The organism is Streptomyces sp. HPF1205 (genome assembly GCF_020400825.1).
Taxonomy (GTDB): domain Bacteria; phylum Actinomycetota; class Actinomycetes; order Streptomycetales; family Streptomycetaceae; genus Actinacidiphila.
The window spans coordinates 88146-111447 of sequence record NZ_JAINVH010000021.1 but is presented as its reverse complement, the minus strand read 5'-3'; the positions used below and the strand labels follow the sequence as shown (position 1 = coordinate 111447).

At 75.0% G+C, this 23302-nt stretch carries 23 protein-coding genes; 17 read left to right on the top strand and 6 right to left on the bottom strand.

Annotation, left to right across the window (positions count from 1 at the left end; translation table 11 throughout):
* Nucleotides 1-176: 176 nt before the first annotated feature.
* The 3 genes from K7G61_RS23365 to K7G61_RS23355 all read left to right on the top strand — a co-directional run bounded on the left by K7G61_RS23365 (nt 177) and on the right by K7G61_RS23355 (nt 3597).
* The gene (locus K7G61_RS23365) at nt 177-1364 is read left to right on the top strand and encodes a PP2C family protein-serine/threonine phosphatase (RefSeq protein WP_225848906.1); all 1188 of its coding nucleotides are present in this window, start codon (nt 177-179) and stop codon (nt 1362-1364) included.
* A gap of 161 nt (nt 1365-1525) precedes the next feature.
* Nucleotides 1526-2398, top strand: coding sequence for a patatin-like phospholipase family protein (locus K7G61_RS23360; protein WP_225848905.1), 873 nt, complete (start codon nt 1526-1528; stop codon nt 2396-2398).
* 176 nt (nt 2399-2574) lie between these two features.
* Nucleotides 2575-3597, top strand: coding sequence for a 1-acyl-sn-glycerol-3-phosphate acyltransferase (locus K7G61_RS23355; RefSeq protein WP_225848904.1), 1023 nt, complete (start codon nt 2575-2577; stop codon nt 3595-3597).
* A gap of 133 nt (nt 3598-3730) precedes the next feature.
* On the opposite strand, the gene K7G61_RS23350 is transcribed toward K7G61_RS23355, so the two are convergent.
* From K7G61_RS23350 to K7G61_RS23325, 6 genes are all read right to left on the bottom strand, one after another.
* Nucleotides 3731-4690 (bottom strand): NAD-dependent epimerase/dehydratase family protein, encoded by a 960-nt coding sequence (locus tag K7G61_RS23350; protein WP_225848931.1) that lies wholly within the window; start codon nt 4688-4690, stop codon nt 3731-3733.
* A gap of 109 nt (nt 4691-4799) precedes the next feature.
* On the bottom strand, nt 4800-5756 hold the full coding sequence (locus tag K7G61_RS23345) for an ATP-binding cassette domain-containing protein (protein WP_225848903.1): 957 nt from the start codon (nt 5754-5756) through the stop codon (nt 4800-4802).
* Nucleotides 5757-5797: 41 nt separating this feature from the next.
* Nucleotides 5798-6568 carry an ABC transporter permease gene (locus K7G61_RS23340; RefSeq protein ID WP_225848902.1) on the bottom strand — a complete coding sequence of 257 codons (771 nt, stop codon included), beginning with the start codon at nt 6566-6568 and terminating at the stop codon, nt 5798-5800.
* Nucleotides 6565-7710: a glycosyltransferase gene (locus K7G61_RS23335; protein WP_225848901.1), complete on the bottom strand. Its 1146-nt coding sequence runs from the start codon at nt 7708-7710 to the stop codon at nt 6565-6567. The genes K7G61_RS23340 and K7G61_RS23335 overlap by 4 nt, the downstream gene beginning before the upstream one ends.
* Complete coding sequence (locus tag K7G61_RS23330) at nt 7707-8120, bottom strand: hypothetical protein (protein WP_225848900.1); 414 nt, start codon at nt 8118-8120, stop codon at nt 7707-7709. The genes K7G61_RS23335 and K7G61_RS23330 overlap by 4 nt, the downstream gene beginning before the upstream one ends.
* Nucleotides 8117-9001, bottom strand: coding sequence for a methyltransferase domain-containing protein (locus K7G61_RS23325; RefSeq protein WP_308190683.1), 885 nt, complete (start codon nt 8999-9001; stop codon nt 8117-8119). The genes K7G61_RS23330 and K7G61_RS23325 overlap by 4 nt, the downstream gene beginning before the upstream one ends.
* A gap of 540 nt (nt 9002-9541) precedes the next feature.
* On the opposite strand from K7G61_RS23325, the gene K7G61_RS23320 reads away from it, so the two are divergent.
* The 14 genes from K7G61_RS23320 (at nt 9542) to K7G61_RS23255 (ending at nt 23300) form a co-directional block, all read left to right on the top strand.
* Nucleotides 9542-11017, top strand: a complete 1476-nt coding sequence (locus K7G61_RS23320) for a class I adenylate-forming enzyme family protein (protein ID WP_225848899.1) — start codon at nt 9542-9544, stop codon at nt 11015-11017.
* Entirely contained in the window at nt 11007-11276 is a 270-nt protein-coding gene (locus K7G61_RS23315) for an acyl carrier protein (protein WP_225848898.1), read from the top strand. Before K7G61_RS23320 ends, K7G61_RS23315 begins: the two co-directional genes overlap by 11 nt.
* A gap of 2 nt (nt 11277-11278) precedes the next feature.
* The gene (locus tag K7G61_RS23310; RefSeq protein ID WP_225848897.1) at nt 11279-11584 is read left to right on the top strand and encodes an acyl carrier protein; all 306 of its coding nucleotides are present in this window, start codon (nt 11279-11281) and stop codon (nt 11582-11584) included.
* On the top strand, nt 11577-12758 hold the full coding sequence (locus tag K7G61_RS23305) for a beta-ketoacyl synthase N-terminal-like domain-containing protein (RefSeq protein ID WP_225848896.1): 1182 nt from the start codon (nt 11577-11579) through the stop codon (nt 12756-12758). Before K7G61_RS23310 ends, K7G61_RS23305 begins: the two co-directional genes overlap by 8 nt.
* A 182-nt stretch (nt 12759-12940) precedes the next feature.
* Nucleotides 12941-13519: a hypothetical protein gene (locus tag K7G61_RS23300; RefSeq protein ID WP_225848895.1), complete on the top strand. Its 579-nt coding sequence runs from the start codon at nt 12941-12943 to the stop codon at nt 13517-13519.
* Nucleotides 13516-14802 (top strand): beta-ketoacyl synthase, encoded by a 1287-nt coding sequence (locus K7G61_RS23295; RefSeq protein WP_225848894.1) that lies wholly within the window; start codon nt 13516-13518, stop codon nt 14800-14802. The genes K7G61_RS23300 and K7G61_RS23295 overlap by 4 nt, the downstream gene beginning before the upstream one ends.
* 30 nt (nt 14803-14832) lie before the next feature.
* Nucleotides 14833-15924 carry a 4-hydroxyphenylpyruvate dioxygenase gene (gene hppD, locus K7G61_RS23290; RefSeq protein ID WP_225848893.1) on the top strand — a complete coding sequence of 364 codons (1092 nt, stop codon included), beginning with the start codon at nt 14833-14835 and terminating at the stop codon, nt 15922-15924.
* Nucleotides 15921-16856 (top strand): phytanoyl-CoA dioxygenase family protein, encoded by a 936-nt coding sequence (locus tag K7G61_RS23285; protein ID WP_225848892.1) that lies wholly within the window; start codon nt 15921-15923, stop codon nt 16854-16856. The genes hppD and K7G61_RS23285 overlap by 4 nt, the downstream gene beginning before the upstream one ends.
* Nucleotides 16849-17826, top strand: coding sequence for a thiamine pyrophosphate-dependent dehydrogenase E1 component subunit alpha (locus tag K7G61_RS23280; protein WP_225848891.1), 978 nt, complete (start codon nt 16849-16851; stop codon nt 17824-17826). Before K7G61_RS23285 ends, K7G61_RS23280 begins: the two co-directional genes overlap by 8 nt.
* Nucleotides 17826-18797 carry an alpha-ketoacid dehydrogenase subunit beta gene (locus K7G61_RS23275; RefSeq protein WP_225848890.1) on the top strand — a complete coding sequence of 324 codons (972 nt, stop codon included), beginning with the start codon at nt 17826-17828 and terminating at the stop codon, nt 18795-18797. Before K7G61_RS23280 ends, K7G61_RS23275 begins: the two co-directional genes overlap by 1 nt.
* Complete coding sequence (locus tag K7G61_RS23270; protein ID WP_225848889.1) at nt 18794-20470, top strand: class I adenylate-forming enzyme family protein; 1677 nt, start codon at nt 18794-18796, stop codon at nt 20468-20470. Before K7G61_RS23275 ends, K7G61_RS23270 begins: the two co-directional genes overlap by 4 nt.
* Nucleotides 20471-22027 (top strand): condensation domain-containing protein, encoded by a 1557-nt coding sequence (locus K7G61_RS23265; RefSeq protein WP_225848888.1) that lies wholly within the window; start codon nt 20471-20473, stop codon nt 22025-22027.
* Entirely contained in the window at nt 22024-22953 is a 930-nt protein-coding gene (locus tag K7G61_RS23260; RefSeq protein ID WP_225848887.1) for a 3-oxoacyl-[acyl-carrier-protein] synthase III C-terminal domain-containing protein, read from the top strand. Before K7G61_RS23265 ends, K7G61_RS23260 begins: the two co-directional genes overlap by 4 nt.
* A 50-nt stretch (nt 22954-23003) precedes the next feature.
* Nucleotides 23004-23300 (top strand): phosphopantetheine-binding protein, encoded by a 297-nt coding sequence (locus tag K7G61_RS23255; RefSeq protein WP_225848886.1) that lies wholly within the window; start codon nt 23004-23006, stop codon nt 23298-23300.
* The last annotated feature ends 2 nt before the right edge of the window (nt 23301-23302 follow it).

Genomic DNA, 23302 nt, shown 5'->3' with positions numbered 1-23302 from the left:
GTCCCCGGCGTCCGCGGCGTCCCCGGCGTCCGCGACGGAGGGGTGGGCGAGGACGGCACGCGTGGCCTGCGTGACCGGCCGCTCAAGCTCCCCGACGGCACGCACCGCGCAAGGGGGTAACGGGAGCGACCCCGGGAGCGGGAACAATTCCGGCGATTTTCCGGCTTTGGGCCGGTATGGCGGTATGTGGTGAGGAACGCGAGGAAGCGCACCGGCCCCCACGACGCGCGGGACGGGCGGGACGGCGCATCGGCCGCCGGGCCCTGCCGCCGGCGTGGCGGGAGCCCTCGGGGCGCGCCCGGCTGGGTGTCTTCCTGTTCTCGGCCGCGCTGATCGCCGGTGTTCCGGTGGCGGACGCCTTCCTGCCGGGCGACATCCACCTCGCCCACATGCTCGTGGTGCCGGTCGCGCTGGTGGCCGCGTTCACGGGTCCGCGCACCGGCGCGGTGACGGCCCTGCTGGCGGTGCTCGCCCTGACCGCCGCCGGGCTCGAACGCCACACGCTGGGCACCGAGAGCGTGCTCGTGGAACTGGGATCCCTGGTGCTGCTGTCCGTACTCCTGGTGATCTTCGGCCGGCTGCTCGCGCGACTGCGGCGGGTGTCCGACGTCACGCAGGGCGTCGTCCTGCGTCCCCTGCCCGCGCGGGCGGGCCACGTGTCCATCGCCGCCGAGTACCTGGCGGCGGAGAGCGCCGCGCGGCTGGGCGGCGACCTGTACGCGGTGGCACGTACCTCGAACGCCACCCGCCTGCTGATCGGCGACGTGCGCGGCCACGGCCTCGGTTCCCTCGGCGACACCGAAACGGTGCTGGGGGCGTTCCGGGCCGCCGCCCACCGGCAGGAGCCGCTGCCCGAGCTCGTGGCGTGGCTGGAGAGCAGCGTCCGCTGGGGGCTGGCCGAGCACCGCGGGGACGCCGGGGACGCGGAGGACGCCGGGGAGCGCTTCGCCACCGCCGCGATCGTCGAGATCCCGGACGGCGAACCGTACGTACACCTGATCAACTGCGGCCACCTCCCGCCGCTGCTGCTGCGCGGCGGCGACGCGCGGTACCTCGACACCGAGGATTCCGCTCCTCCGCTCGGCCTGGGCGGGCTGGTCGACACCGCGTACACGGTCAGCTCCTTCGACTTCCGCCCCGGGGACCGGTTGCTGCTCTACACCGACGGCGTCACCGAGGCCCGCGACCGGCACGGCGCGTTCTACCCGCTGCTGGAGCGGGCGCGTGTGTGGGCCGCCGACCACTGCCCGGAGCCCCTGCTCAAGGCGTTGACGGCCGACCTGCTCACCCACGCGGCCGGGCGGCTGCGCGACGACGTGGCCGTGGTGGCCCTGCGGCGCGAGGCGGCGGCCGTGACCGGCTGACCGGGCCGCCGGGCGCGTACGCGCGCGGCCGGGCCGACGTCCGGCGAGTATGACCCCCCGCTCCCGGCCGGTACGGGGGCGCGGCACGCGGTCGGCGGGTACGGCCACGCCGCCCCGCCCCGCCGCCGCTTGGCGGGACCGAGCCGGGGCAGACGTCGACCATGGACCACAGTCCGAGTGACGCGCGCGACCCGGCGTTCGTGCTGGGCGGCGGCGGCGCCTTGGGGGCGTACGAGGTGGGGATGCTGAAGGCACTGTTCGCGGCCGGGGTGCGGCCCGGCCTGGTGCTGGGCACGTCCGTCGGGGCGATCAACGGGGCGGCGGTGGCGGCCGAGCCCTCGCAGGCCGCGGTCGGCCGGCTCATCGACCTGTGGACCGGGCTGGGCCGGGCCGGAGTGTTCGCGGGGTCCTTCGTGGGACGGGTGTCCACCGCCGTGCGCACCCGCACCCACCTCTACGCCCCCACCCCCCTGCGGGACCTGCTGGAGACGCATGTGCCGGTCGCCCTCATCGACGATCTGACCGTCCCCTTCCAATGCGTGGCGGCGAGCATCGAGCACGCCGCCGAGCACTGGTTCGACAGCGGTCCGCTGGCCGACGCCGTGCTCGCCTCGTCCGCCGTGCCCGGCCTGCTGCCGCCGGTCGGCCTGGACGGCGAGCACTTCGTGGACGGCGGCCTGGTCAACAGCATCCCCGTGGGGCGGGCCGTCGCGCTGGGGGCCAGCGAGATCTTCGTCCTCCAGGTGGGCCGCATCGAACGGCCGCTCAGCCCGCCGCGGCGGCCGTGGGAGGTGGCCACCGTGGCGTTCGAGATCGCCCGCAGGCACCGGTTCGCCCGCGACATGGCCGACCTGCCGGCGCACGTCACGGTGCACGTCCTGCCCAGCGGCGCGGCCGCCGCGGAGACCAGTGGCACCCTCAGCCAGTTGCGCCACCGCGCCTTCGGCCAGACCGCGCAGCGCATCGAACGCGCCTACACCGCCTCCTCCCGCTACCTCGACAGCGCCCTGGACCTCGCGGACGGCCCGGCGTGAGCGGCCCGGCGGGGAGCGGGCCGCCCGAGGGAGGCCCGGCGGAGAGCGGCCCGGCCGCCCCGGGCGGTGCGGGCGGCGTCGCGGGGCGGCCCGGCCCGAATGGCGGGCCGGCCCGGCCCGGCGGCGTCGCGGACCCGGAGCGGCGGGGACGTACCTGGCGCACGGCGGCGGCCTCGGTGGGGAGCGCGCTCGTCACGACGGCCCGGCGGACGGCCACCACCGCGCTGGTCGTCGCGCTGCTCCCGGTCACGGCGGCCCTCCTGCTCCTGGCCGCCGTCGTCGGCGCGCCCGTCCTCCTGGTGTCGGGCAGGCCCCCGCGGCCGGTGCGCATCGCCTGCTTCCTGCTCGTGTACGTCACGGTGGAGATCGCGGGGCTGGCGGCGGCGGCCGCGCAGTACCTGCGTGATCCTTTCGGCGGGCCCCGCGCCCGGCAGCGGCGGGCGGAGCGGGCGTACGGACTGCTCGCGTCGCTGCTGGGCGTGCTGCGCCGCGCCGCGGAGCGGCTGTTCGGCCTCGAGACCGAGGTGACGCCCGCGCTGCCGGCGGCGGACCGGCGGCCGGACGTCCCGTTGGTGGTCCTCGTCCGGCACGCGGGCCTCGGCGATTCCTTCCTGCTCCTGCAGTTGCTGCTCACCGAGGCCGGGCTTTTGCCGCACACCGTCCTGAAGGGCGCGCTGCGCGTCGATCCGTGCCTGGACGTCCTGCTGAGCCGGGTGCCGCACTGCTTCCTGCCGCCCGCCCGGGGCACCGCGAAGGGGGCCGTGGCCGCGCTCGCCGCCGGGCTGCGGGCGGGAGACGCGCTGGTGCTGTTCCCCGAGGGCGGCAACTTCACCCCGCGCCGCCACCACCGCGCCGTCGCCCTGCTCTACCGCCGCGGCCAGTACCGGCGTGCCGCGCGGGCGGCGCGGCTGCGCTACGTGCTGCCGCCGCGGGACAGCGGAAGCCTCGCGGCCCTGGCCGCGGCCCCCACCGCCGACGTGCTGTTCGTCGCCCACTCCGGTCTTGACATGATCACTTCGGCGCGTGCGGCCTGGACGAGTCTCCCGTTGCGGCAGCCGGTCCGGGTCCACTGGTGGCGGGTCGGGGCCGCGGACATCCCGCGGGGCGACGAGGCCCGCGGCGAGTGGCTGATGAGCCAGTGGGAACGGGTGGACCGGTGGGCGGCCGCGCACGCCGCCGCGGACACCCCCCACGTATGACGGCAGGCGGCCGGCAGCCGGGCGGCGCGCGACGCGGACCGGAGGACGGCACTCGCGGGACGGCGCTCCAGGGACGGCGCCGGGACGGGACCGCTCGGGCGAACTCGCGCCGGGCGCGGCGCCGACGCCGGCGTCAGCCGGCGGCGGGGAGGCGGGAGAACCAGTCGATGGTCATCGCCAGCCCCTTGTCGACGTCGACGACCGGCTGCCAGCCCAGTGCCGAGCGGGCCAGCCCGATGTCGGGCCGGCGCAGGCCGGGATCGTCGGCGGGCCGGTCCACGAAGGCGATGGGCGACGCCGAACCGCACAAGGCGCGGATCCGGCGCGCCACGTCGAGGACGCTCAGCTCGACCGGGTTGCCGATGTTGACCGGCCCCGGATGCCCGCTCGCGGCCGCGGCGAGGATGCCGCTGACGGTGTCGTCGACGTAGCACAGGGACCGGGTCTGGCTGCCGTCCCCCGCCACCGTGAGCGGTTCGCCGGCGAGTGCCTGGGTGATGAAGGTCGGCACCGCCCGCCCGTCCTTGGGCCGCATCCGCGGACCGTAGGTGTTGAAGAGCCGGACGATGACGGTGTCGACGCCCAGTGCCGCGCGGTAGGCCGTGGTGAGCGCCTCGGCGTAGCGCTTGGCCTCGTCGTACTGGCTGCGCGGGCCGACCGGGTTGACGTTGCCCCAGTACGTCTCGGGCTGCGGGTGGACCAGCGGGTCCCCGTAGACCTCCGAGGTGGAGGCGAGCAGGAAGCGGGCGCCCTTTCGGTGGGCGAGGTCCAGGGCGTTCGCCGTGCCGTGGGAGCCCGCCCTGAGCGTCTCCAGGGGATGGCGGGCGTAGTCGTGCGGCGAGGCGGGCGAGGCGAGGTGGAAGACCAGGTCCACCGGCCCCGGCACGTCGAACGGCTCGCTGACGTCCCTCAGGTCCAGTTGGAAGCCCGCGTCGCCGGACCGTGCGGCTATGTTGCCGATGCTGCCGGTGAGCAGGTTGTCGACGCACACCACCTCCGTGCCCTCTTCCCGCAGCCGGTCGCACAGGTGCGACCCGACGAAGCCGGCGCCGCCGGTGACCACCGCGCGGCGTGCTCTCCAGTCGCCGTCCATGTCCGCCTCCTCCGTGTCCGTCTCCGCCGTGTCCGTCTCCGCCGTGCCCTTCTCCCCCGTGCCCTTCTCCCCCGTGCCCTTCTCCCCCGTGGTCGCGCCGCGCATGTGGTCAGGACTCCCGCAGCGAACGGCCGGTCCTGCTCAGGAACACGTCGTCGAGCGTCGGGCGGTGCAGCTCGATGGTCTGCGGCTCGATGCCGACGTCGGCCAGCGCCCGCATGATCTGCGGTATGGCGGTCTCCCCTGCGTCCACCGACAGCCGCAAGCCCCCGTCCTCGCGTACGTCGGCCGACCGCACACAACGCTGCTCGGCCAGCACCCGGGCCGCCTTGTCGGTGTCGCCGGTGACGCCGACGGTGACCACCTCGCCCGCGATCTCCCGCTTCAGGCCGGTGGGAGTGCCCTCCGCCACGATGCCGCCGCCGTCGATGATGGCGATCCGGTCGCACAGCGCGTCGGCCTCGTCGAGGTAGTGCGTGGTCAGGAAGACGGTCAGGCCCTCGGCCCGCAGCCGGCGGATCTCGTCCCACATGTGCGCGCGGCTCTGCGGGTCCAGGCCCGCGGTGGGCTCGTCGAGGAAGAGGACCTTGGGGCGGTGGACGACGCCGAGGGCGATGTCCACCCGCCGCCGCTGGCCGCCGGAGTACGTACGGCAGTGGCGGTCGCCGTACGCGGTCAGGTCGAAGGCGTCCAGCGCCTCGGCGGCCCGGCGCAGCGCCTCCGCCTTGCCGATGCCGTACATCCTGGCCTGCATGACCAGCTCCTCACGGGCCGTCACGTCGTCCCAGGTGCCGCCGCCCTGGGCGACGTAGCCGATGTTCCGGCGGACCGCCGCCTGCTCGCTGCGCAGGTCGGCCCCGGCGACGACGGCGTCGCCGCCGTCGGGCGGGAGCAGGGTGGCGAGCATCCGCAGGGTCGTGGTCTTGCCCGCGCCGTTCGGGCCCAGGAACCCGAAGATCTCGCCGCCGGCGACGGCCAGGTCGAGGCCGTTCACCGCGTCGACGGTGGCGGCCTTGCGGCCGCGCCCGGTCCTGAAGGACTTCCGCAGTCCGCGGGTCTCGATCATCAGGGCGTCCTTGTCGCGTAGGGGGAATCGCCGGTCACGGGTCAGCGCACCGAGCGGGCGAACAGGCGGGCGGACCAGGCCAGTGCGAGCAGGGCCACGGCGGCCATCAGCCCGAGGCCCTGCCAGACCGAGTCGTCGGCGGCGTGGCCCGCGAACAGCGCGCGCATGCCGGTGACGGCGCGGCTGTAGGGGTTGCCGTCGGAGGCCCGGCGCAGCCAGACCGGCGCCAGGGCCAGCGGCAGCAGCGTCCCGGACAGCAGCATCAGCGGCTGCGCCACGTTGTTCACCACCTGGCCGAGCGTGTTGGGGTCGGTCACCTTGAGCGCGATGCCGTACGACAGGGCGGCGCTGCTGAGGGTGACCAGGGCGAGCAACGCGTAGGCGAGCAGCAGGTCCTGGATCCGGACGAACACCCCGAGCGGCATCGCCAGCAGGGTGAGGATGGCCGCCTGGACGACCAGGACCAGCACGTCGCGCAGTGCCCGGCCGAGCAGCAGCGCCACCCTGCTGACCGGGGTCACCCGGGCCCGCTCGATGACGCCCGAGCCGAGTTCGGCGAGCAGGCCGAACCCGACGTACAGACCGCCGCCGAGGGCCAGGGCGACCAGCATCCCGGGCACGTAGACGCGGTAGGCGTCGGTCATCGAGTCCGCGCCCATGGAGGCGAGCGCGGGCTTGAGCAGCGGCGCGAACAGCGCCAGGTACACGACCGGCTGGGCCACGCCCAGCACGATCGACAGCGGTGACCTGGCCATCAGCAGGATGTGCCGCTGGAGCACCAGCCAGGTGTCGCGGAGGGTCTTCACTGTCATCCCATTCCTTCGAGGTGCCGGGCCGCGGCCGCCGCGCCGCCCGCGGCGGCGAACGACTCGCGGATGCGGTGCGCCGCGCCGCGGTAGGACGGGTCGTCGAGCACGGCCAGCAGGTCCTCGCGCAGCGGCTTCGGCCGCACGCTCGCGAAGCGGACCCGGCGGCCTGCGCCGGCCGCCACCACCTGGGCGGCGTTGATGGGCTGGTCGCCCTTGATCGGCGCGACGACGAGCGGCACGCCGTGGGCCAGCGCCTCGCAGACGGTGTTGAGTCCGCCGTGGGTGACGACCGCGTCCAGACGGGGCATCAGTTCCAGTACGGGCACGCGGGACCGGACCAGGATGTCGCGGGCGGGCGGCTCCGGGATCGCGCCGTCGGGTGCCACCACGATCGCCTGGACGCTGTCGCGCAGCGGGCGCAGCGCCTCGACGACCCGCGCGTAGAACTCGCCGGCCAGGTCCATCGACAGGGTTCCCACGGTGACCAGGACATGACGGCGGGCGGGGTCGAGCCAGTCCCACGGGAACGAGGTGTCCGCGGGCCGCGGGGCCAGCGCGGGGCCGACCAGGACGGCGTTGTCCGGCCATTCCAGCGGACCGGTCAGGGCGCTGCCGGTGAACGCGATCAGCAGGTGCGGGGAGAACCGCAGGTCGTGCGGCGGCTGCCCCGGCATGCCCGCCGCGGTCCACATCATCGCCATCCGCTCGTGGATCCACGCCTCCACCTTGGGCAGCGCGCGGTAGGGGCGGGTGAGTTCCATGGTGGTCGGCGCCATGCTCGCCCAGGGCAGCCCGGCCCGGTGCGCGGCGATCGCGCCCGCGACCGCGTGCTGGTCCACCGCCATGACGTCGGGCCGGAAGGCGGCGACCGCGCGCTCGATGCCCGGCAGCGTGACCTTCGCGTGCGGAACGATGTAGCCGTCCCACCGCGACTTCGCCGCGGCCATCCCGCGGTCGGCCTGGCCGCGGTGCGCCCGCAGCGGGATCGGGGCGATCGCGGCGCCGGGGCCGAGCACCGGCCGCAGGAACGACTCCGAGCCCGCCCACAGCACCTCGTGTCCGCGCCGCACGAGTTCCGCGGACACCGCGGCGAGCGGGTGCACATGGCCGGTCAGCGGGAGGCTGACGAAGAGGTAGCGGGTCATCGGGCACCGTCCGCGGCCGGCGTCGCGCCGTCGCCGCGGGCCGCCACGTAGGCGGCCACCTCGCCGACGGTCAGGGCGATGATCCGGTCGATGTCGAGTCCCGCCACGTACGCGACCAGGTCGATCCGCTCCCCGTACCGCCCGCGCAGCGCCAGGCTCCAGGCGGCCAGCTCGTGGCTCTCCACCAGCAGGTCGCCGTCGACGCGCGTACCGGCGTCGACGCGGTCCAGCCAGGCGTCGTCCTCGCCCACGACCTCCCGCAGCAGGTCGGCGACCGGACGGATCAGCGCGGCGGCGGGCGGTACAGGCGATACGGGTGCGGCGGGCGCGGCGCCGGGCGCGGTCGAGGCGGGCGCTGCGGGACCCCCGGGGGCGCCCCGGCCCCCTGGCGCGGCCGCGCCGGCGATCACGGCGTCCGGTCCGCTCGCGGCGCGCCGCCCCGGCCCGGCCCGGGCGCCGGCTTGACGGCCCGCAGCGCGCCGTAGGTGATGACGCCGGTGTCGAAGCCCTTCTTCATCAGCGGACCGGCGTGGAAGAAGCCCAGGACGTCCACCCCGCGCTCGCGGGCCAGGTCCCGCATCACGGACCTGCCCTGTTCGTACCGCCGGATCTGCGCGAAGGCCGGGTCCCAGGAGTTGGCGACGGCGCCGCTCCAGTCCACCGAGGCGACGTCGGCGAACCCTGCGGCGCGGGCCAGTTGTTCGTGCTCGTCGAGGGAGGAGAAGCCCGGCATCACCTGGTGGCGCAGGATCTGCTCGACCAAATCCCGCTCCGCTTCGTCCAGTTCGCCCGTGCGGACCGACCAGGTGGCCACGGCCAGGATCCCGCCGGGTGCCAGCAGGCGCAGCGCCTCGGCGAAGAAGGCCGCCCGGTCGGGGATGTGCATCAGGCTCTCCAGCGCCCAGACCACGTCGAACGCCTCGTCCGGGTAGCCGGTGGCGAGCGCGTCGAGGCGGTGGAAGCGGGCCCGGTCGGCGACGCCGGCGTCCCGCGCCTTCTCGTTGGCGCGGGCCGCCTGCCGGGCGCTCAGGGTGATGCCCTCCACCGCGCAGCCCATCGGCCCGGCCAGGTGCAGTGCCGGGCCGCCGATCCCGCAGCCGACGTCGAGGACCCTGGATCCGGAGGGAACGCCGGCGAAGGCGACCAGTTCGCGCACCAGCCGGTCGGTGGCGGCGTGCCGGTCCGCCCCGTTGACGCCGGGAACCTCGCCCGGATCCCAGAAACCGTGGTGGACGTGCTCTCCCCACAGGTCCTCGTACAGGTCAAGGGTGATGTCGTAATAGCGTGCCACGGCCGTATTCAGGCCGGATTCGGTCCCCGATTCCACTGACAGCCAATCTCCTCGAAATTGGGCATGCAAAAGAAGGCATGAATGCGCGATACGAATGCAGCACAAACCGAGCCCGCGGCCCGGCGGGCTCCATACATGACTGGCCTGTTCCACACGAGGGCATGCCGGCGCAAAACTGTCACCGGGGAAGTACACGGAAGAGCCGGCCGCGCACGCGGCCGTGGAGAAAAGGGAGCCGGCGGGCCGAGGAGGCGGCGAGGGAGGGCACCGGCAGGTGGTTCCGTGCTTCGGAAAGACAACTCACAGCCGGGTCACGGCAGTTGCCATTCGCCGACATGCTAGCGAGAGAACTGATCCGGCGTCAATCCGAGAAAATGTGAGGCGCGTGTGACCAGTCGATACCCGTGGGATTCAGGAGAAGTATCGAACCGCGTTCCCTGCAGGACTTGACAGCAGGCAATTAAGCGCTGAAAGCTCGGCATCGGGAATTCAGCCCGGCTCTTTTGATCACACCCCCGAGGAAGAGGGTCCTGATTCTTCATGAAGGCTGCCTCCGCAACATCGCGAAATGGCCCGGGACCGCCGCCCGTCGACCCCTCCTGGGTCGACGAGGTACTCCTCGGGGGCGCCGGCGCCGAGCCCTGCCTGTTCTTCGACGAACCCGTCACCAGGGACGGATTACGCCGGCTGGTGGCACGCCGCCAGGACGAGCTGGCCGACGCCGGCCTGCGCCGGGGCGGATCGGCCGCGCTGTGCCTGGCCCCCTCGCTCGCGCTGGTCGCCAACCTGCTGGCGGTGTGGCGCATCGGGGCGCGGGCCGCGCTGCTCGACCACCGGCTCACCCCGTTCGAGACCGACCGGGCACTGAGCCGGCTCGCGCCCCAGGTCGTGGTGTCGGCCCCGCCCGTCGGCGGCGGGCCGGCCCGCGGTTTCCACGACCAGCGGGAGAGCGTGCGCCGCCACCCCGGCGGCCGGCCCGCCGAGACCGCGCACGCGCTCGTGCAGCTCAGCTCCGGCTCGACCGGCCCCGCGAAGATCATCGGGCGTACGGCGGCCGACCTGATCGCCGAGATCGACAGGTACGCGCGGATCGACGGGGTGCCCCGGGCCGGCGAACGCATCGTCTCGATGGCCTCGACGGTCCACGTCCTGGGCCTCGTCGGCGGGCTGCTGCACAGCCTGCACGCCGGCGTGCGGCTCGCCTTCCCGCGGCGCGTGACCGGCGAGGGCATCCTGTCCACCGTGGCGGCCGGTCCGGAACCGACCACCCTGCTCGGCGTCCCGTTCCACATCGAACTGCTCACCTGGGTCGCGGACCCGCCGCGCCTGCCGCAGCTCACCGGCATGACCACCGGCGGCGAGCTGGTCAGGACGCAGGTGCACGAGGCCTTCACGGACCGCTACGGCGTCCGGCTGGGCAGCATGTACGGGATGACCGAGGTCGGCGTGATCGCCACCGACCTGTTCGGCGAGCACCGGCCCGCACTCGCCCCGGCGCCCGGCATCACCGTGACGGAAGTCGGCGGTGAGCTGCGGATCGCCAGGGAGCAGTCGCCCTACCTCGGCGCCGGCGACCCCTCGCGCTGGGCCGACGGCTGGCTGCGCACCAAGGACGGCGGCACCGTCGACCCCGACACCGGGCTGGTCCGCGTCCTCGGCCGACTGGACTCGCAGGTGTCGATCGGCGGCCTGAAGGTCGACCTCACCGAGGTCGAGCACACCATCGCCGCCCTGCCCGAGGTGGCGGACGCGGTCGTGGTCTTCGGCACGTCGATCGAGGCGTACGTCGTACCGCGCGAGGGCGCCGGCCCGGCCGCGATCGAGGAGCGGCTGGCGGAGCGGCTGGCGGCCTGGAAGCGGCCCCGCCTGCTGCACCTGGTCGACCGCCTGCCGCGCACCGCCACCGGAAAACTGGTCCGTGACCCGGCCGTCCTGCGGGACGCCGGCCAGGGGCCGCACCGACCGTCCGATCAGGAACCGGCCCACCTGAAGGGGAGCCCCCGAGATGTCCACTGACGAGATCCGCGCGTTCGTCCTGGAGTCGCTGACCGAGATGAACTACAGCGTGGCCGATGTCACCGACGACACGCCGCTCGGCCCGGCCGGCGTCGACCTGGAGTCGCTGGCGCTGGCCGAGCTCGGCGTCCGGGCCGAGGAGCGCTTCGGCGTCCGGTTCGACGACGACGAGGCCGAACTGCTGGGCACCATGACCGTGGGCGAGTTCACCGCGGCGCTCGCCGCGCGCATCGCGTCCGCGCCGGCCGCGGGCCACTGAGCATGCGGCCCGTACCCGACCGCGCGGAGATCGTCGCGATCCTCGCCGACTTCGGCGGCCGCCCGCCCGAGCAGGTCCCCGAGGGCATCGACTCGATGGAACTGGCCTGGCTCGTCCACCGGATCGAGCAGCGGTACGGCGGCCGCGTGGACGACGAGGCCATGGAGCGGATGACCACGGTGACCGGCGTGCTGGAGGTCCTGGCCGAACTCCCCGCGCAGCCGGACGTCTCCGGTCCGCGGGCGCCCGGGTCCGGCGTGCCGGCCCCGCCGTCCGGCGCGGACGGCGGACCACACGACCATGCGTGAACGACCCCCCGAGGAGGGGAGCGGGATGGCGTCGACCGCCCGCCGCGGGCCCGGCTCCGTCGTCGTCACCGGGGCCGCCGTGCTCAGCGCGTTCGGCGAGGGCGTCGGCCCGCTGCTGTCCGCCGCGCTGGACGGCCGGCCCGCCTTCGCGCCGGTGCGGCGGTTCGCCGTCCCCGGCGGGCGGACCGGCTGGGCGGCGACGCACCCCGGCGCGCCCGTGCTGGCCGACGAGCTGACCCGGGCGATCGGCCACGCCTGCGACCAGGCGGGCCTGTCCGCGGCGCGGCTCGCGGACTGCCCGCTCCACCTGGCGGTGCACGGCGACCCCGCCCTGCCCCGCGTACCGGAGGGGGAACGGCGGGCGCACGGCGCGGACGCGTTCGCCCGCTCGGTCGCCCGGCGCGGCGGCCTGGCCGAGGCGGCGCGCGTCTACACCTCGGCGTGCGTGGCGTCAAGCACGGCGGTGGCCGACGCGGCCGCCGCGATCGCCCGCGGACGGGCCGACCGGGTCGTGGTGGCGGCCGGCTACCTGGTCGACGCCGACCAGTTCGCGGTCTTCGACGCCGGCCGCGCGCTCGCCCGCGACGGGCGGGTGCGCCCGTTCAGCGCCGGCCGCAGCGGGCTGCTGCTGGGCGACGCGGTGGTCGCCGTGGTGGTGGAGTCGGCGACGGCCGCCCGGGAACGGCGGGCCCGGCCGCTGGCCCTGCTGGCCGGCTGGGGCCGGGCGGGCGACGCCCACCACGTCGTCAGGCCGCGGCCCGACGGGGACGGGCTGGCCCGCGCGATCACGGACGCCCTGCACCGCGCGGGGCTGCGGCCGCGGCGGATCGGCTACGTCAACGCGCACGGCTCGGGTTCCGCGGCCGGCGACGCGGCGGAGTGCGCCGCCCTGTACCGGGCCCTGGGAGAGACGGCCGCCACCGTACCGGTGAGCTCCACCAAGTCCGTGCACGGCCAGGCCCTGGAGGCCGGAGCCCTGCTGGAACTGGTCGTCACCATGTCGGCACTGCGGGCCGGCAGGCTCCCCGTCAACGCCGGCTGGCTGGGCCCCGACCCGGACTGCCCGCTCGACCTGGTCCTGGACCGGCGCGCGGACACCGCGGCCGAGTACGGCCTGAGTCTGACCACGGCCTTCGGCGGGGCGAACACCGCGCTCGTGGTCGGCACGCCATGACCCGGACGGCGCCGGCGGGACCGGGCCCGCGCACCGCCACCTCCACGTCACCGTCGACGGCCGCACCCGCGAGCCCGTCGACGTCCCCGTCGGCCGCAACGTCCCCGTCCCCGGCGGCCGCACCGTCCCCGCCCCCGGCGACGTCGCCGCCCCTGCCCGCGTCCCCTCCCCCGTCCGTCTCCTTGACCGGACAGGCCGAGGCCGCGGGGCTGCGGGCCGTCTGCGCCGCGGCGTGGCCCGAGTCGGATGCGGACCGTGTGCCGCCGCCGATCGCCGGGTTCGTGGTGTCCTCCTTCAGCCCGCTCGCCGCGGAGACGGCCCGCCGCTGCCTGGAGCGCCGGCCCGTACCCCTGCCCGGCGCGGCGGCGGACTCCGCGGTCACCGCCGTGGTCGTGGTCAGCGCGCTGGGCGACCTCGCGGGCGCGGTGCACGTGGCCGAGGTCACCGACAGCGGCGGCCGGCCGGGACCGCTGCTGTTCTTCCAGGCCGTGCCCAACGCCGTCGCCGGGCACGTGGCCGCCCGCTGGGGGCTGACCGGACCGGTGGTGTGCGTCGGCGACACCGGCGCCGGGCTTGAGGTCGCGGCGCTGCTGATCGAGGACGGCGACGCCGACGAGGCGCTGCTGGTCCGCGTCGACCAGGCCGCGACCGCCGCCGGGCGCGACCGCGCCGCCGCCGTACTGCTGCGTGCCCCGACGCCGGCGGACGGGCCGCCGCGGCGCGGCCCACGACCACACGACCACGAGGGAGGACAGCCGTGACCGGTACGCGGACGGCGCACGCGGGACGAGCGGACGTCGTCATCACCGGGATGGGCATGGTGACGCCGGTGGGCACCAGCGCCGCCGACGTGATGACGGCGGTGTGCGAGGGCCGGTCGGGGCTGAGCCGCCCCCCGGCCGGCGGCCCGCTGGACGGCTGCCTGGAGGTGGCCGCCTTCGCCCCGCCGATCGACCCCGCTTCCGTCCTGGCCGGCCCCGAAGCCCGCGTGGTGGACCGCTACATCGTCATGGCGTTGCGGGCCGCGGCCGACGCGCTGGCCGACGCTGGGCTGGAGGTGGGCCGGGACGTCGACCCGTACCGGATCGGGGTGATCCTGTCCGGGACCGGCGGCCTGGCCACCCTGGAGGACCAGGTCGTCACCAGGACGCGGCGCGGGCGGCTGGGGGTCAGCCCCTACCTGCTGCCGGGGATGCTGCCCAACATGGGGGCGGCCCGCGTCGCCATCCGGCACGGCATCCGCGGGTACAGCTCCTCGATCGGCACCGCCTGCGCGGCCGGGGCCCAGTCCGTGGGGGAGGGACTGCGGCTGCTGCGCGCGGGCGAGGCCGACGTGGTGGTGTGCGGGTGCAGCGAGGCACCGCTGTTCCCGACGCTGGCGGACACGTTCGGCAACGCGCGGGTGATGGCCCGCGGCTGGGCCGACGACCCGGCGGGCGCCAGCCGCCCGTTCGACCGCCGCCGCAACGGCCTGGTGCTGGGCGAGGGCGCCGGGGTGCTCGTGCTGGAGCGCGCCGAGCACGCCGACGCGCGCGGCGCCGCCGGGTACGCCGGGGTGCTCGGCTGGGGCGCGACGAACGACGCCCACCATCCCACCACCCCGCACCCCGACGGCGAGGGCGCGGCCGCGTGCATGCGCCGGGCCCTGGCCGACGCGGGGCTGGAGCCGGCGGACATCGGCTACGTCAACGCGCACGCCACCGGCACCAAGGCGGGCGACCGCGCCGAGGCCCTCGCCATCCGCCGGGTCTTCGGTGACCGCTGCCCGCCGGTCAGCGCCACCAAGGCGGTCACCGGGCACATGCTCGGCGCCTCGGGGGTGGTCGAGTCGGCGGTCTGCGCGCTGGCGCTGCGGCGCGAACTGCTGCCGCCGACCCACAACCTGGACGATCCCGACCCCGCCTGCGACCTGGACCACATCCGCAAGAGCCCGCGCCCGGCGCCCGGGATCAGCCACGCCCTGTCGAACTCGTTCGGGTTCGGCGGCCACAACGTCAGCGTCGTCTACGGCCTGCCGGGCACGCGGCTGTCCCGCGCGGTCTGACAGCACCGAGTCATCGACAAAGGAGCGGCAATGGACTACCTCGGCATCGATCATGTCGAGTTCTACGTGGGTGACGCGCGCCAGGCGGCTTTCGTCCTGTGCTCCGCGTTCGGGTTCCGGCTGCTGGGGCAGGGCGGCCCCGAGACGGGCCTGCCCCGGCAGCGCAGTCTGCTGGTGGGCCAGGGCGAGTGCCGGGTGCTGCTGACCTCGGGCCTGGTGCCGGACCATCCGGCCGTGGAGTACGTGTCCCGGCACGGCGACGGCGTGGCCGCGATCGCGCTGGGCACCCGCGACGCGCGGGCGGCCTACGCCGCGTCGGTGGCCGGCGGCGCGACCGGGATCGAGGCACCGCGGGTGTACGCGGGCGGCGGCGCCACCGTGGTGCGGGCCACCGTGTCCGCGTTCGGCGACGTGGTGCACCGCCTGGTCGAACGGGACGGCGACGGTGGGGAGTTCCTGCCCGGCGTCATCGCGATGCTCGACGTGCCGCCGCCGGCGCAGCCGGAGCCGCTGCTGGCCGTCGACCACGTGGCGGTCTGCCTGGAGGCCGGGACCCTGGACGCCACGGCGAAGCACTACCGCACGGCGTTCGGCTTCGACGTGATCTTCGAGGAGTACATCGAGGTCGCCGACCAGGGCATGTTCTCCCAGGTGGTGCAGAGCCCGGGCGGCGGCGCCACACTCACCCTGATCGAGCCGGACGCGAGCCGCTCCCCCGGCCAGATCGACGACTTCCTGGCCTGGCACGCCGGTCCCGGGGTCCAGCACGTGGCCCTGAGCTGCCGGGACATCGTCTCGGCGGTGGACGACCTCACCGCCAGGGGTGTCGGGTTCGCGCCCACCCCGGAGAGCTACTACACCCTGCTGGACGGGCGGCTGGGCGTACCGGACCTGCCGGTCGGCCGGCTCAGGCCGCGGGGCATCCTCGCCGACCGCGACCACTGGGGCCTGATGTACCAGATCTTCGCCCGCTCCCTGCACGTGCGGCGCACGTTCTTCTGGGAGCTGATAGAGCGTCACGGCTCGCGCACCTTCGGCACCAGCAACATCCCCGCGCTCTACGAGGCCAAGGAGAGGGAGCTCGCCGCCGCGCGCGCGACCAGTGAGGCGGGATTGCGATGACCACGGCCCCGACCCTGCGGTTCACCCTCACCGAGGACGAACTCGCCCTCCTGCCGGACGACGACGAGGTGGCGTTCTACGCCGAGCACGGCTGGTACCTGACGAAGAAGCTGCTCACCGACGCGGAGGTCGACGCGCTCACCGCCGCGAGCGACCGGTACTACGCGGGTGAGCGCAGCCGTACGCTCCCGGTCCGCCCGCCGCGGCTGGCCGCCTGGCAGCCCTCGGACGGTCCGGTCCAGCGGCACAACGACTACGTCCACTACGAGAGCGACCCGATCGCCCAGGTGCTGCGCAAGCCCCTGATCGGCGCGGTGGCCGCCCGGCTGGCCGGCGCGCAGGAGATCCGGGTGTTCCAGTCGACGCTGATCCTCAAGCCGCCGGTCGCCGCGGAGCCCAGCAACATCGTGCCCTGGCACTTCGACAAGCACTACTGGGCCACGTCCACCTCCGAGCGGATGCTGACCGCGTTCATCCCCTTCCACGACTGCGACGAGGAGATGGGCACGCTCACCGTCGTCGACGGCAGCCACCGCTGGCAGGAGACCGGCCGCGACGACTCGATGACCAGGCACTTCGCCGAGCGCGACAAGGACGAACTGGAGCGGGTCCTGGCCGCGAACGCCGCGTACAACAACGCCGCCATCCGCAAGGTGCCGCTGGTCATCCCCAAGGGGCACATGAGCTTCCACCACTGCCTGACCTACCACGGCAGCGGCCCCAACCGCAGCGACCGGCCCCGCCGGGCGATCTCGTTCCACCTGCAGGACGGCGGCAACGAGTACCGGGCGTACACCCTGCGCGGCGGCGGCCGGGCGGAGTACAACCACGACGTCCTGGTCCGGCGGCTCCCGGACGGCAGGCCGGACTACGCGGACCCCGCGTTCTGCCCCGTGCTGTGGCGTACGGACCCGGCGGGCGGCCGTGGCTGAGGCGGCCGCCGACGCGGTCGGCCTGTACCGGACCGTCGCACTGATCCGCGAGTTCGAGCGTCGGGCGGTCGAACTGGTGCGCGCCGGAGTGATCCCCGGCGGCATCCATCCCTGCACCGGCCAGGAGGCGGTCGCCGCGGGAACCTGCGCGGCGCTGCGGTCCGACGACGTGATCACCAGCACGCACCGGGGGCACGGGCACGTCCTCGCCAAGGGCGCCGACCCGGCGCGGATGATGGCCGAGCTGGCGGGGCGCACCACCGGGCTGAACCGGGGCCGCGGCGGCTCGATGCACGCGGCCGACTTCGGTGCGGGGGTCCTGGGGGCCGACGCGATCGTCGGCGCGGCCGTGCCGATCGCCGCCGGCGCTGCCTGGGCGCTGCGCCGGGCGGGCTCCGACCGGGTCGCGCTGACCTATTTCGGCGACGGCGCGGTCAGCCAGGGCGTGGTGCTGGAGACCTTCAACCTGGCCGCGCTGTGGCGGGTCCCGGTCGTCCTGGTGTGCGAGAACAACGGCTTCGCGACCTCTATGCGCACCGCCGACGCGGTGGCCGGCTCGATCCTGGGCCGGGCCGAGGCGTTCGGCATCCCGGCCGCCTCCGTGGACGGGATGGACCCGCAGGCGGTGTTCGCCGCGACCGCCGAGGCCGTCGCGCGGGCCAGGTCGGGGGCGGGCCCCTCCCTGCTGGAGTGCGTCACCTACCGCTTCGACGCCCACCACACCTGGGAGCACACCGCGCGCCCCCGCTACCGCACGGACGAGGAGGTGGCCGCGGGGCGGTCCCGCGACCCGCTGGAGATCCAGGGGGCGCGGATCGCGGCGGCCACCCGCGCCGCGGTCGACGCGCGAACCGCGGCCCTGGTCGAGGAGGCGGTACGGTTCGCCCTCGCCGGCCCGCGGCCCGACCCGGAGACCGCCCTTGACCACCTGTACGCCACGGGCACGCGTCCCAGGGCGGGGGCTCTGTGATGCCGAACCTCTCCTACCTCAAGGCGCTGAACCGCGCCATCGGCGACGAGATGGAACGCGATCCGGCCGTGTGCGTGCTCGGCGAGGACGTCGGGGTGGCCGTGACGAACGCCACCGCCGGCCTGCTGCGCCGCTTCGGCCGGGACCGGGTGCTGGACACGCCCATCTCCGAGCAGGCGTTCACCGGGTTCGCCACGGGCGCGGCGATGGCCGGGATGCGCCCGATCATCGAGTTCCAGATCCCGGCGCTGCTCTTCCTGGCGTTCGAGCAGATCGCCAACCAGGCGCACAAGCTGTCGCTCATGACGGGCGGCCAGACCCGGGTGCCCGTGACCTACCTGCTGCCTGGCTCCGGCTCGCGGGAGAGCTGGGCGGGCCAGCACTCCGACCACCCGTACAGCCTGTTCGCGCACGTCGGGGTGAAGACCGTGGTCCCGGCCACCGCCTCGGACGCGTACGGGCTGCTGGTGACGGCGATCCGGGAGGACGACCCGGTCGTGGTCTTCGCGCCGGCCGCGGCCCTCGGATACCGCGAGGACGTCGACTTCGCGGCTCTGGCCCCGGTGCCCCTGGGAGTGGGGCGGGTGCACCGCGCCGGGACGGACGTGACCGTCGTGGCGGTCGGGCACCTCGTGCACGACGCTCTGGCGGTCGCCGAGGAGCTGGCCGGATCGGTCTCCGTCGAGGTCTTCGACCCGCGTTCGCTGCACCCCTTCGACTGGCGGGGGCTGGCCGCCTCGCTGGAGCGCACCGGGCGCCTGGTCGTCGTCGACGACTCCAACCGGTCGTGCGGCATCGGCGCGGAGATCGTCGCCACGGCGGCGGAGGAGATGCGCCTGACCGCGCCGCCCCGGCGGGTCACCCGCCCGGACGGGGCCGTGCTGCCCTTCGCCCGGGAGCTCGACCTGGCCTGCCAGCCCACCCGGTCCCAGCTGCGCGCGGCGGTCGAGAAGGCGGCCGGCCGCGGATGACGACTCTTCCCCACCCGGACGGCAAGGCGATACGAAGGAGGACCGCGTTGAGCGGCACCAACATCAGGGCGCGGCTGGCCGCCGACCCGCAACTGGGCGCGGGCAACGTCCTGTCCAGGCTCTTCGAGCACGGCGCCGATCCGGCGGGACCCGGCGCCACCTTCGACGTCCCGGTCGACGGGTATCCGGCGTGGCGGGACCTGACCCTGGGCGAGCTGCGCGAGCGCGTGACGGCCAGGGCGGCCTGGTGGCACGACCAAGGCATCGTCCCGCGCGACCCGGTCGCCGTGTACGTGTCGGGCTCCGCCGACTGCATGCTGAACTTCATGGCGCTGACCTGGCTCGGCGCGATCCCGGCGCTGATGAACCAGTACCTTCCCGGCGACGTCGCCGCCGACTACATCCGGCGGCTGCGGGCCGTCGCCCTGGTGACCGACCCCGAGCACCGCGGCCGCCTGGCTGGCCAGGACCTGGGCCTGGCCGTCCACGCGGACGCGGCGGAGGTCGGCACCGCGGACCCGCTGCGGGCCCCCGCGGCCTACCGCCACCACGCCGACGACCCGATCGCCATCACCCACTCCTCCGGCACCACCCGGATCCCCACCGCGGTCGTGCACTCCAGCGCGAGCCTGTTCGCGGCCACCCGGCTGTTCCGGCTGTCGGCGCCGCGCGCCCGGGGCACCGAGCGGATACTCAGCGCGCTGCCCGCCGCCCACGCCGCGGGCATCTCGGCGCTGAACATGGCGCTGTGCTTCCGCAGCGACCTGCTGTTCCTGTCCACCCAGAACGACGCGGCCGCCGTGCTGGACGGCATCGAGCGCTGGAAACCGACGGGCGTCTTCGGCTTCGCCGCCACGTGGGCCCAGTTGGCCCGCCACGACCTGGACGCACGCGACCTGGACTCGGTGGCGCTCTGGTTCAACACCGGCGACTGCGCGCACGAGCCGCACATCCGCCGCCTCGTCGCGGTCGGCTCGCACGAGACGGTCACCCGCGAGGGCGTCCGGCGGACCCCCGGCTCCCGCTTCGTCGACGGCCTCGGGTCGACCGAGATGGGCCACTCCGCGTTCCACATCACGCACAGCGCCGGCACCGAGCGGTACGGGCGGTGCGTCGGGGTGCCGCACGGCTTCGCCGAGGTGGCGCTGCTCGACACCGCCACCGGCCGCGAGGTCCCGGTCGGCGAGGTCGGCCACCTGGGGCTGAAGGCGCCGACACTCGCCCCCGGGTACTGGAACGACTCGGGCGCCACCTACCGCGCGCGGTTCAACGGCTACTACCTCACCGGCGACCTGATGTACCGGGACGAGGAGGGCTACTACTTCCACGTCGACCGGGCGGTCGACGCCGTCGACCTGGGCGGCGAGTGGCTGTACACGGCGATGTCGGAGGAGCGCGTCCTGGCCCGCTGCCCCGACGTGCACGACTGCACCGTGGTGTCGGTGCAAGTCCACGGCCGGGTGGTCACCGACGTCCTGCTGGCGCTGTACCCGCAGGCCGATCCGGCGGCCGACCGCACCGACGCGGTCCGCGCCGCGCTGACCGAGGCCGCGGCGGCGACCCTGCGCAGGGTCGTCGTCGTCTCCGAGGCCGACCTGATCCTCGGCCCGACCGGCAAGGTCCGCAAGTTCCTGATGCGGCAGCGGCACCGCGCCCAAGCGGCGGTGGTCTGAATGAGCGTGCGTGACGAGCGGCCGGTCGCCGTACCGCCGGTCACCGAGCGGGTGCCGGTCGACTTCGCCGGGGACGGCTCGGGCGTGGACGAGATGTCCTGGGGGATGTGGGAGATCTGGCACGCGATGCGGGCCCAGCGCAGCTCGCTGCCGCTGGGCGGTGTGGCGCCGCTGGCCCCGGGCACGAGTGTCGCGGACGTGGCGGAGGAACTGCGCTATCTGATGAGCCGCTTCCCCTCGATGCGCACCCGGCTGCGGTTCGACGCCTCGGGGCGGCCCACGCAGGAGCTCTTCTCCGGCGGCCGGACCGCCCTGGACGTCTACGACGCCGGGGACGCCGATCCGGCGGAGGTCGCCGCGGCAGTCGAACAGCGCTACCGGGAGGTCGAGTTCGACTACGCCGGCGAGTGGCCGGTACGGATGGCCGTGGTGCGGGGCGGCGACGGCCGGCCCACCCACCTGGTCAGCATCATGAGCCATCTGATCGGCGACGCGGCGGGCGGGGCGATCATGCTGCGGGAGGTGAAGGCCCGCCGGACCGCGCCGGTCACCGGCATGCAGCAGCTCGAACAGGCCCGCTGGCAGCGCTCGCCGGCGGGGCAGCGGCAGAACGACCGGGCCCTGCGCCACTGGGAGGCGGTGCTGCGAGCGGTCCCGGCCCGGCAGCTGCCCGGTCCCGTGGACCCGCGCAGCCCGCGGTACTGGGAGGCCGAATTCCGTTCGCCGGCGCTGAACGCGGCCCTGCCGGTGATCGCGGCGCGAACGGGCGCCGACATGTCCACGGTGCTGCTGGCGCTGTTCGCGCTGGGGCTGAACCGGGCCACGGGGATCAACCCCGTGGCCATCCGGCCGATCGTCAACAACCGTTTCCGGCCCGGCCTGGCGGACGTGGTGTGCATGGTGGCCCAGGCCGGGGTCTGCGTCCTCGACGTCGCGGGCGCCACCGTCGACCAGGCGGTCGAACGGGCCGGGCGCGGCGCCCTGTCCGCGTACAAGTACGCCTACTTCCATCCCGAGGGGCTGCGCGAACTGATCGCGCGCGTCTCGCGGGAGCGCGGCGAGGACGTCACCGTCGGCTGCTTCTTCAACGACCGCAGCACCCACGAGCGGCCACCGGACGGGGCGGGGCCGGGCGGGGCGGTGTCAGGCGGGCCGGTACCGGACGGGCCGGGAGACGCCGGGCAGGACGGGGCCGGGCAGCATGAGGCCGGGCTGGAGGAGCCCGGGGAGCAGGGGCAGGAGGACGCCGGGCAGGACGGGCCCGGGCAGGCGCGCACGGTGGGCGGCGCCGCCGGCTTCCGCTGGACCGTCCGGCACGACGGCCCGGGCGACCGGCTGTTCGTCACCGTCGTCGACGAGCCCGGCGGCCCGCGGTTCGAGGTGCGCGTCGACACCCATTACCTGCCTCCCGCCGACGCCGAGGCCTTCGCCCACGCCATGGAGGCGGCCGCCGTCGAGGCCGTCCGGCCCGCCCGGCCACCCGTACAGCCGCCCGTGGAATCACCCGACCGGCCTCCCGTCCTGCCCGCCGCCGCGCCGCCGAGCCCGGTCCGGTGACCGCGCTGATGGCCGTGGCCGCCTACCTGCCGGACGACGGCGTGCCGATCGAGGAGCCGGCCGGGCAACTCGGGCTGACCGCGATGCAGGTCAAGGTGTTCCGCCGCTACCACGGGCTCGCCCGGGTCGCCCGCGACCCTGGCGGCGGCCTGCTCGACCTGCTGCGCGGCGCCGTCGCGGCCCTCGAACCCCTGCGCGGGCTCGAACACCGGGTCCGGTACGTGCTGCACGCCCGGACGTTCCCCACCGTCGTGCCCCACCCGCACCAGCCGGTCCTGCGGCTGTGCGAGGAGTACGGGCTCGGCCACGCGGACGTGTTCGCCGTCGGACACCACGCCTGCGCCTCCGGGCTGCTGGCCGTCGACGCCGCAGGGCGCCTGCTCGACGCCGACGGCGACCCGGACGGCCTCGCCCTGGTCCTGGCCGGTGAGAAGGCGTTCACCGGCGAGGCGCGGATGGTCGCGGACACCTCGTTCTTCGGCGAGGGCGCCTCGGCCTGCCTGGTCGCCGCCTCGGGGGAACGCGACCGGCTGCTCTCCTACGCCACCGACCTGCGCGGCGAGTTCGACACCGACGCGCACGACGTCGCGCTGGAGTTCCAGCGGGTGTACGCCGACGCGCTGGCCGCGGCGATCCGGTCCGCCGTCGCGCGGGCCGGGCTGACGATGGAGGCGATCGGCCTGATCCTGCCGCACAACGTCAACCGCCCGGCGTGGCGCCAGGTCTGCCGCACCCTCGGCTACCCGCTCGAACGCGTCGTCCTGGACAACGTGGCGAGCGCCGGCCACGTGTTCTGCGCCGACACGTTCCTCAACTACCGCACGGCCCGGCAGCGGGGACTGCTGCGGCGGGGCGAGCCCTACGTGATGGCGGCCGCGGGCGCCGGGCGCGGCGCCGCCTTCTCGGCCATGGTCCTCGCCCACTGACCCGGTCCGCGCCGACCGGCGCCAAGCCACCGCACCGAAAGGATCGACGAATGACGGACCAGTACACCGCCCCGCCCGCGGCGGACCCCGCTGCGCGCGAACGGCTGGTGGAGGCCATCAGCGAGCTGCTCCCGCGGGTCCTGGGACGCGAGGTGACGGGGACCACGGCCGACACCGGCCTGATGGACGCCCTCGGCCTGAGCTCGACCACCGGCCTGGAACTCGTCCTGGAGCTGGAGGAGCGCCTCGACGTGGAGATCAGCGTCGAGGACCTCGGCCGCGACGACTTCCGCACGGTCGGCACGCTCGCCGACTACGTCGCGGGCAACCTGCTCACGGAAGAGTGACG

What these genes read in the sequence shown, in the direction of transcription:
- K7G61_RS23335 (WP_225848901.1), bottom strand. Translation starts at nt 7,710, where the DNA reads ATGACCCGCTACCTCTTCGTCAGCCTCCCGCTGACCGGCCATGTGCAC.
- K7G61_RS23360 (WP_225848905.1), top strand. Translation starts at nt 1,526, where the DNA reads ATGGACCACAGTCCGAGTGACGCGCGCGACCCGGCGTTCGTGCTGGGC.
- K7G61_RS23340 (WP_225848902.1), bottom strand. Translation starts at nt 6,568, where the DNA reads ATGACAGTGAAGACCCTCCGCGACACCTGGCTGGTGCTCCAGCGGCAC.
- K7G61_RS23305 (WP_225848896.1), top strand. Translation starts at nt 11,577, where the DNA reads ATGCGTGAACGACCCCCCGAGGAGGGGAGCGGGATGGCGTCGACCGCC.
- K7G61_RS23310 (WP_225848897.1), top strand. Translation starts at nt 11,279, where the DNA reads ATGCGGCCCGTACCCGACCGCGCGGAGATCGTCGCGATCCTCGCCGAC.
- K7G61_RS23315 (WP_225848898.1), top strand. Translation starts at nt 11,007, where the DNA reads ATGTCCACTGACGAGATCCGCGCGTTCGTCCTGGAGTCGCTGACCGAG.
- K7G61_RS23270 (WP_225848889.1), top strand. Translation starts at nt 18,794, where the DNA reads ATGACGACTCTTCCCCACCCGGACGGCAAGGCGATACGAAGGAGGACC.
- K7G61_RS23285 (WP_225848892.1), top strand. Translation starts at nt 15,921, where the DNA reads ATGACCACGGCCCCGACCCTGCGGTTCACCCTCACCGAGGACGAACTC.
- K7G61_RS23255 (WP_225848886.1), top strand. Translation starts at nt 23,004, where the DNA reads ATGACGGACCAGTACACCGCCCCGCCCGCGGCGGACCCCGCTGCGCGC.
- K7G61_RS23275 (WP_225848890.1), top strand. Translation starts at nt 17,826, where the DNA reads ATGCCGAACCTCTCCTACCTCAAGGCGCTGAACCGCGCCATCGGCGAC.
- K7G61_RS23320 (WP_225848899.1), top strand. Translation starts at nt 9,542, where the DNA reads ATGAAGGCTGCCTCCGCAACATCGCGAAATGGCCCGGGACCGCCGCCC.
- K7G61_RS23345 (WP_225848903.1), bottom strand. Translation starts at nt 5,756, where the DNA reads ATGATCGAGACCCGCGGACTGCGGAAGTCCTTCAGGACCGGGCGCGGC.
- hppD (WP_225848893.1), top strand. Translation starts at nt 14,833, where the DNA reads ATGGACTACCTCGGCATCGATCATGTCGAGTTCTACGTGGGTGACGCG.
- K7G61_RS23365 (WP_225848906.1), top strand. Translation starts at nt 177, where the DNA reads ATGGCGGTATGTGGTGAGGAACGCGAGGAAGCGCACCGGCCCCCACGA.
- K7G61_RS23350 (WP_225848931.1), bottom strand. Translation starts at nt 4,690, where the DNA reads ATGGACGGCGACTGGAGAGCACGCCGCGCGGTGGTCACCGGCGGCGCC.
- K7G61_RS23265 (WP_225848888.1), top strand. Translation starts at nt 20,471, where the DNA reads ATGAGCGTGCGTGACGAGCGGCCGGTCGCCGTACCGCCGGTCACCGAG.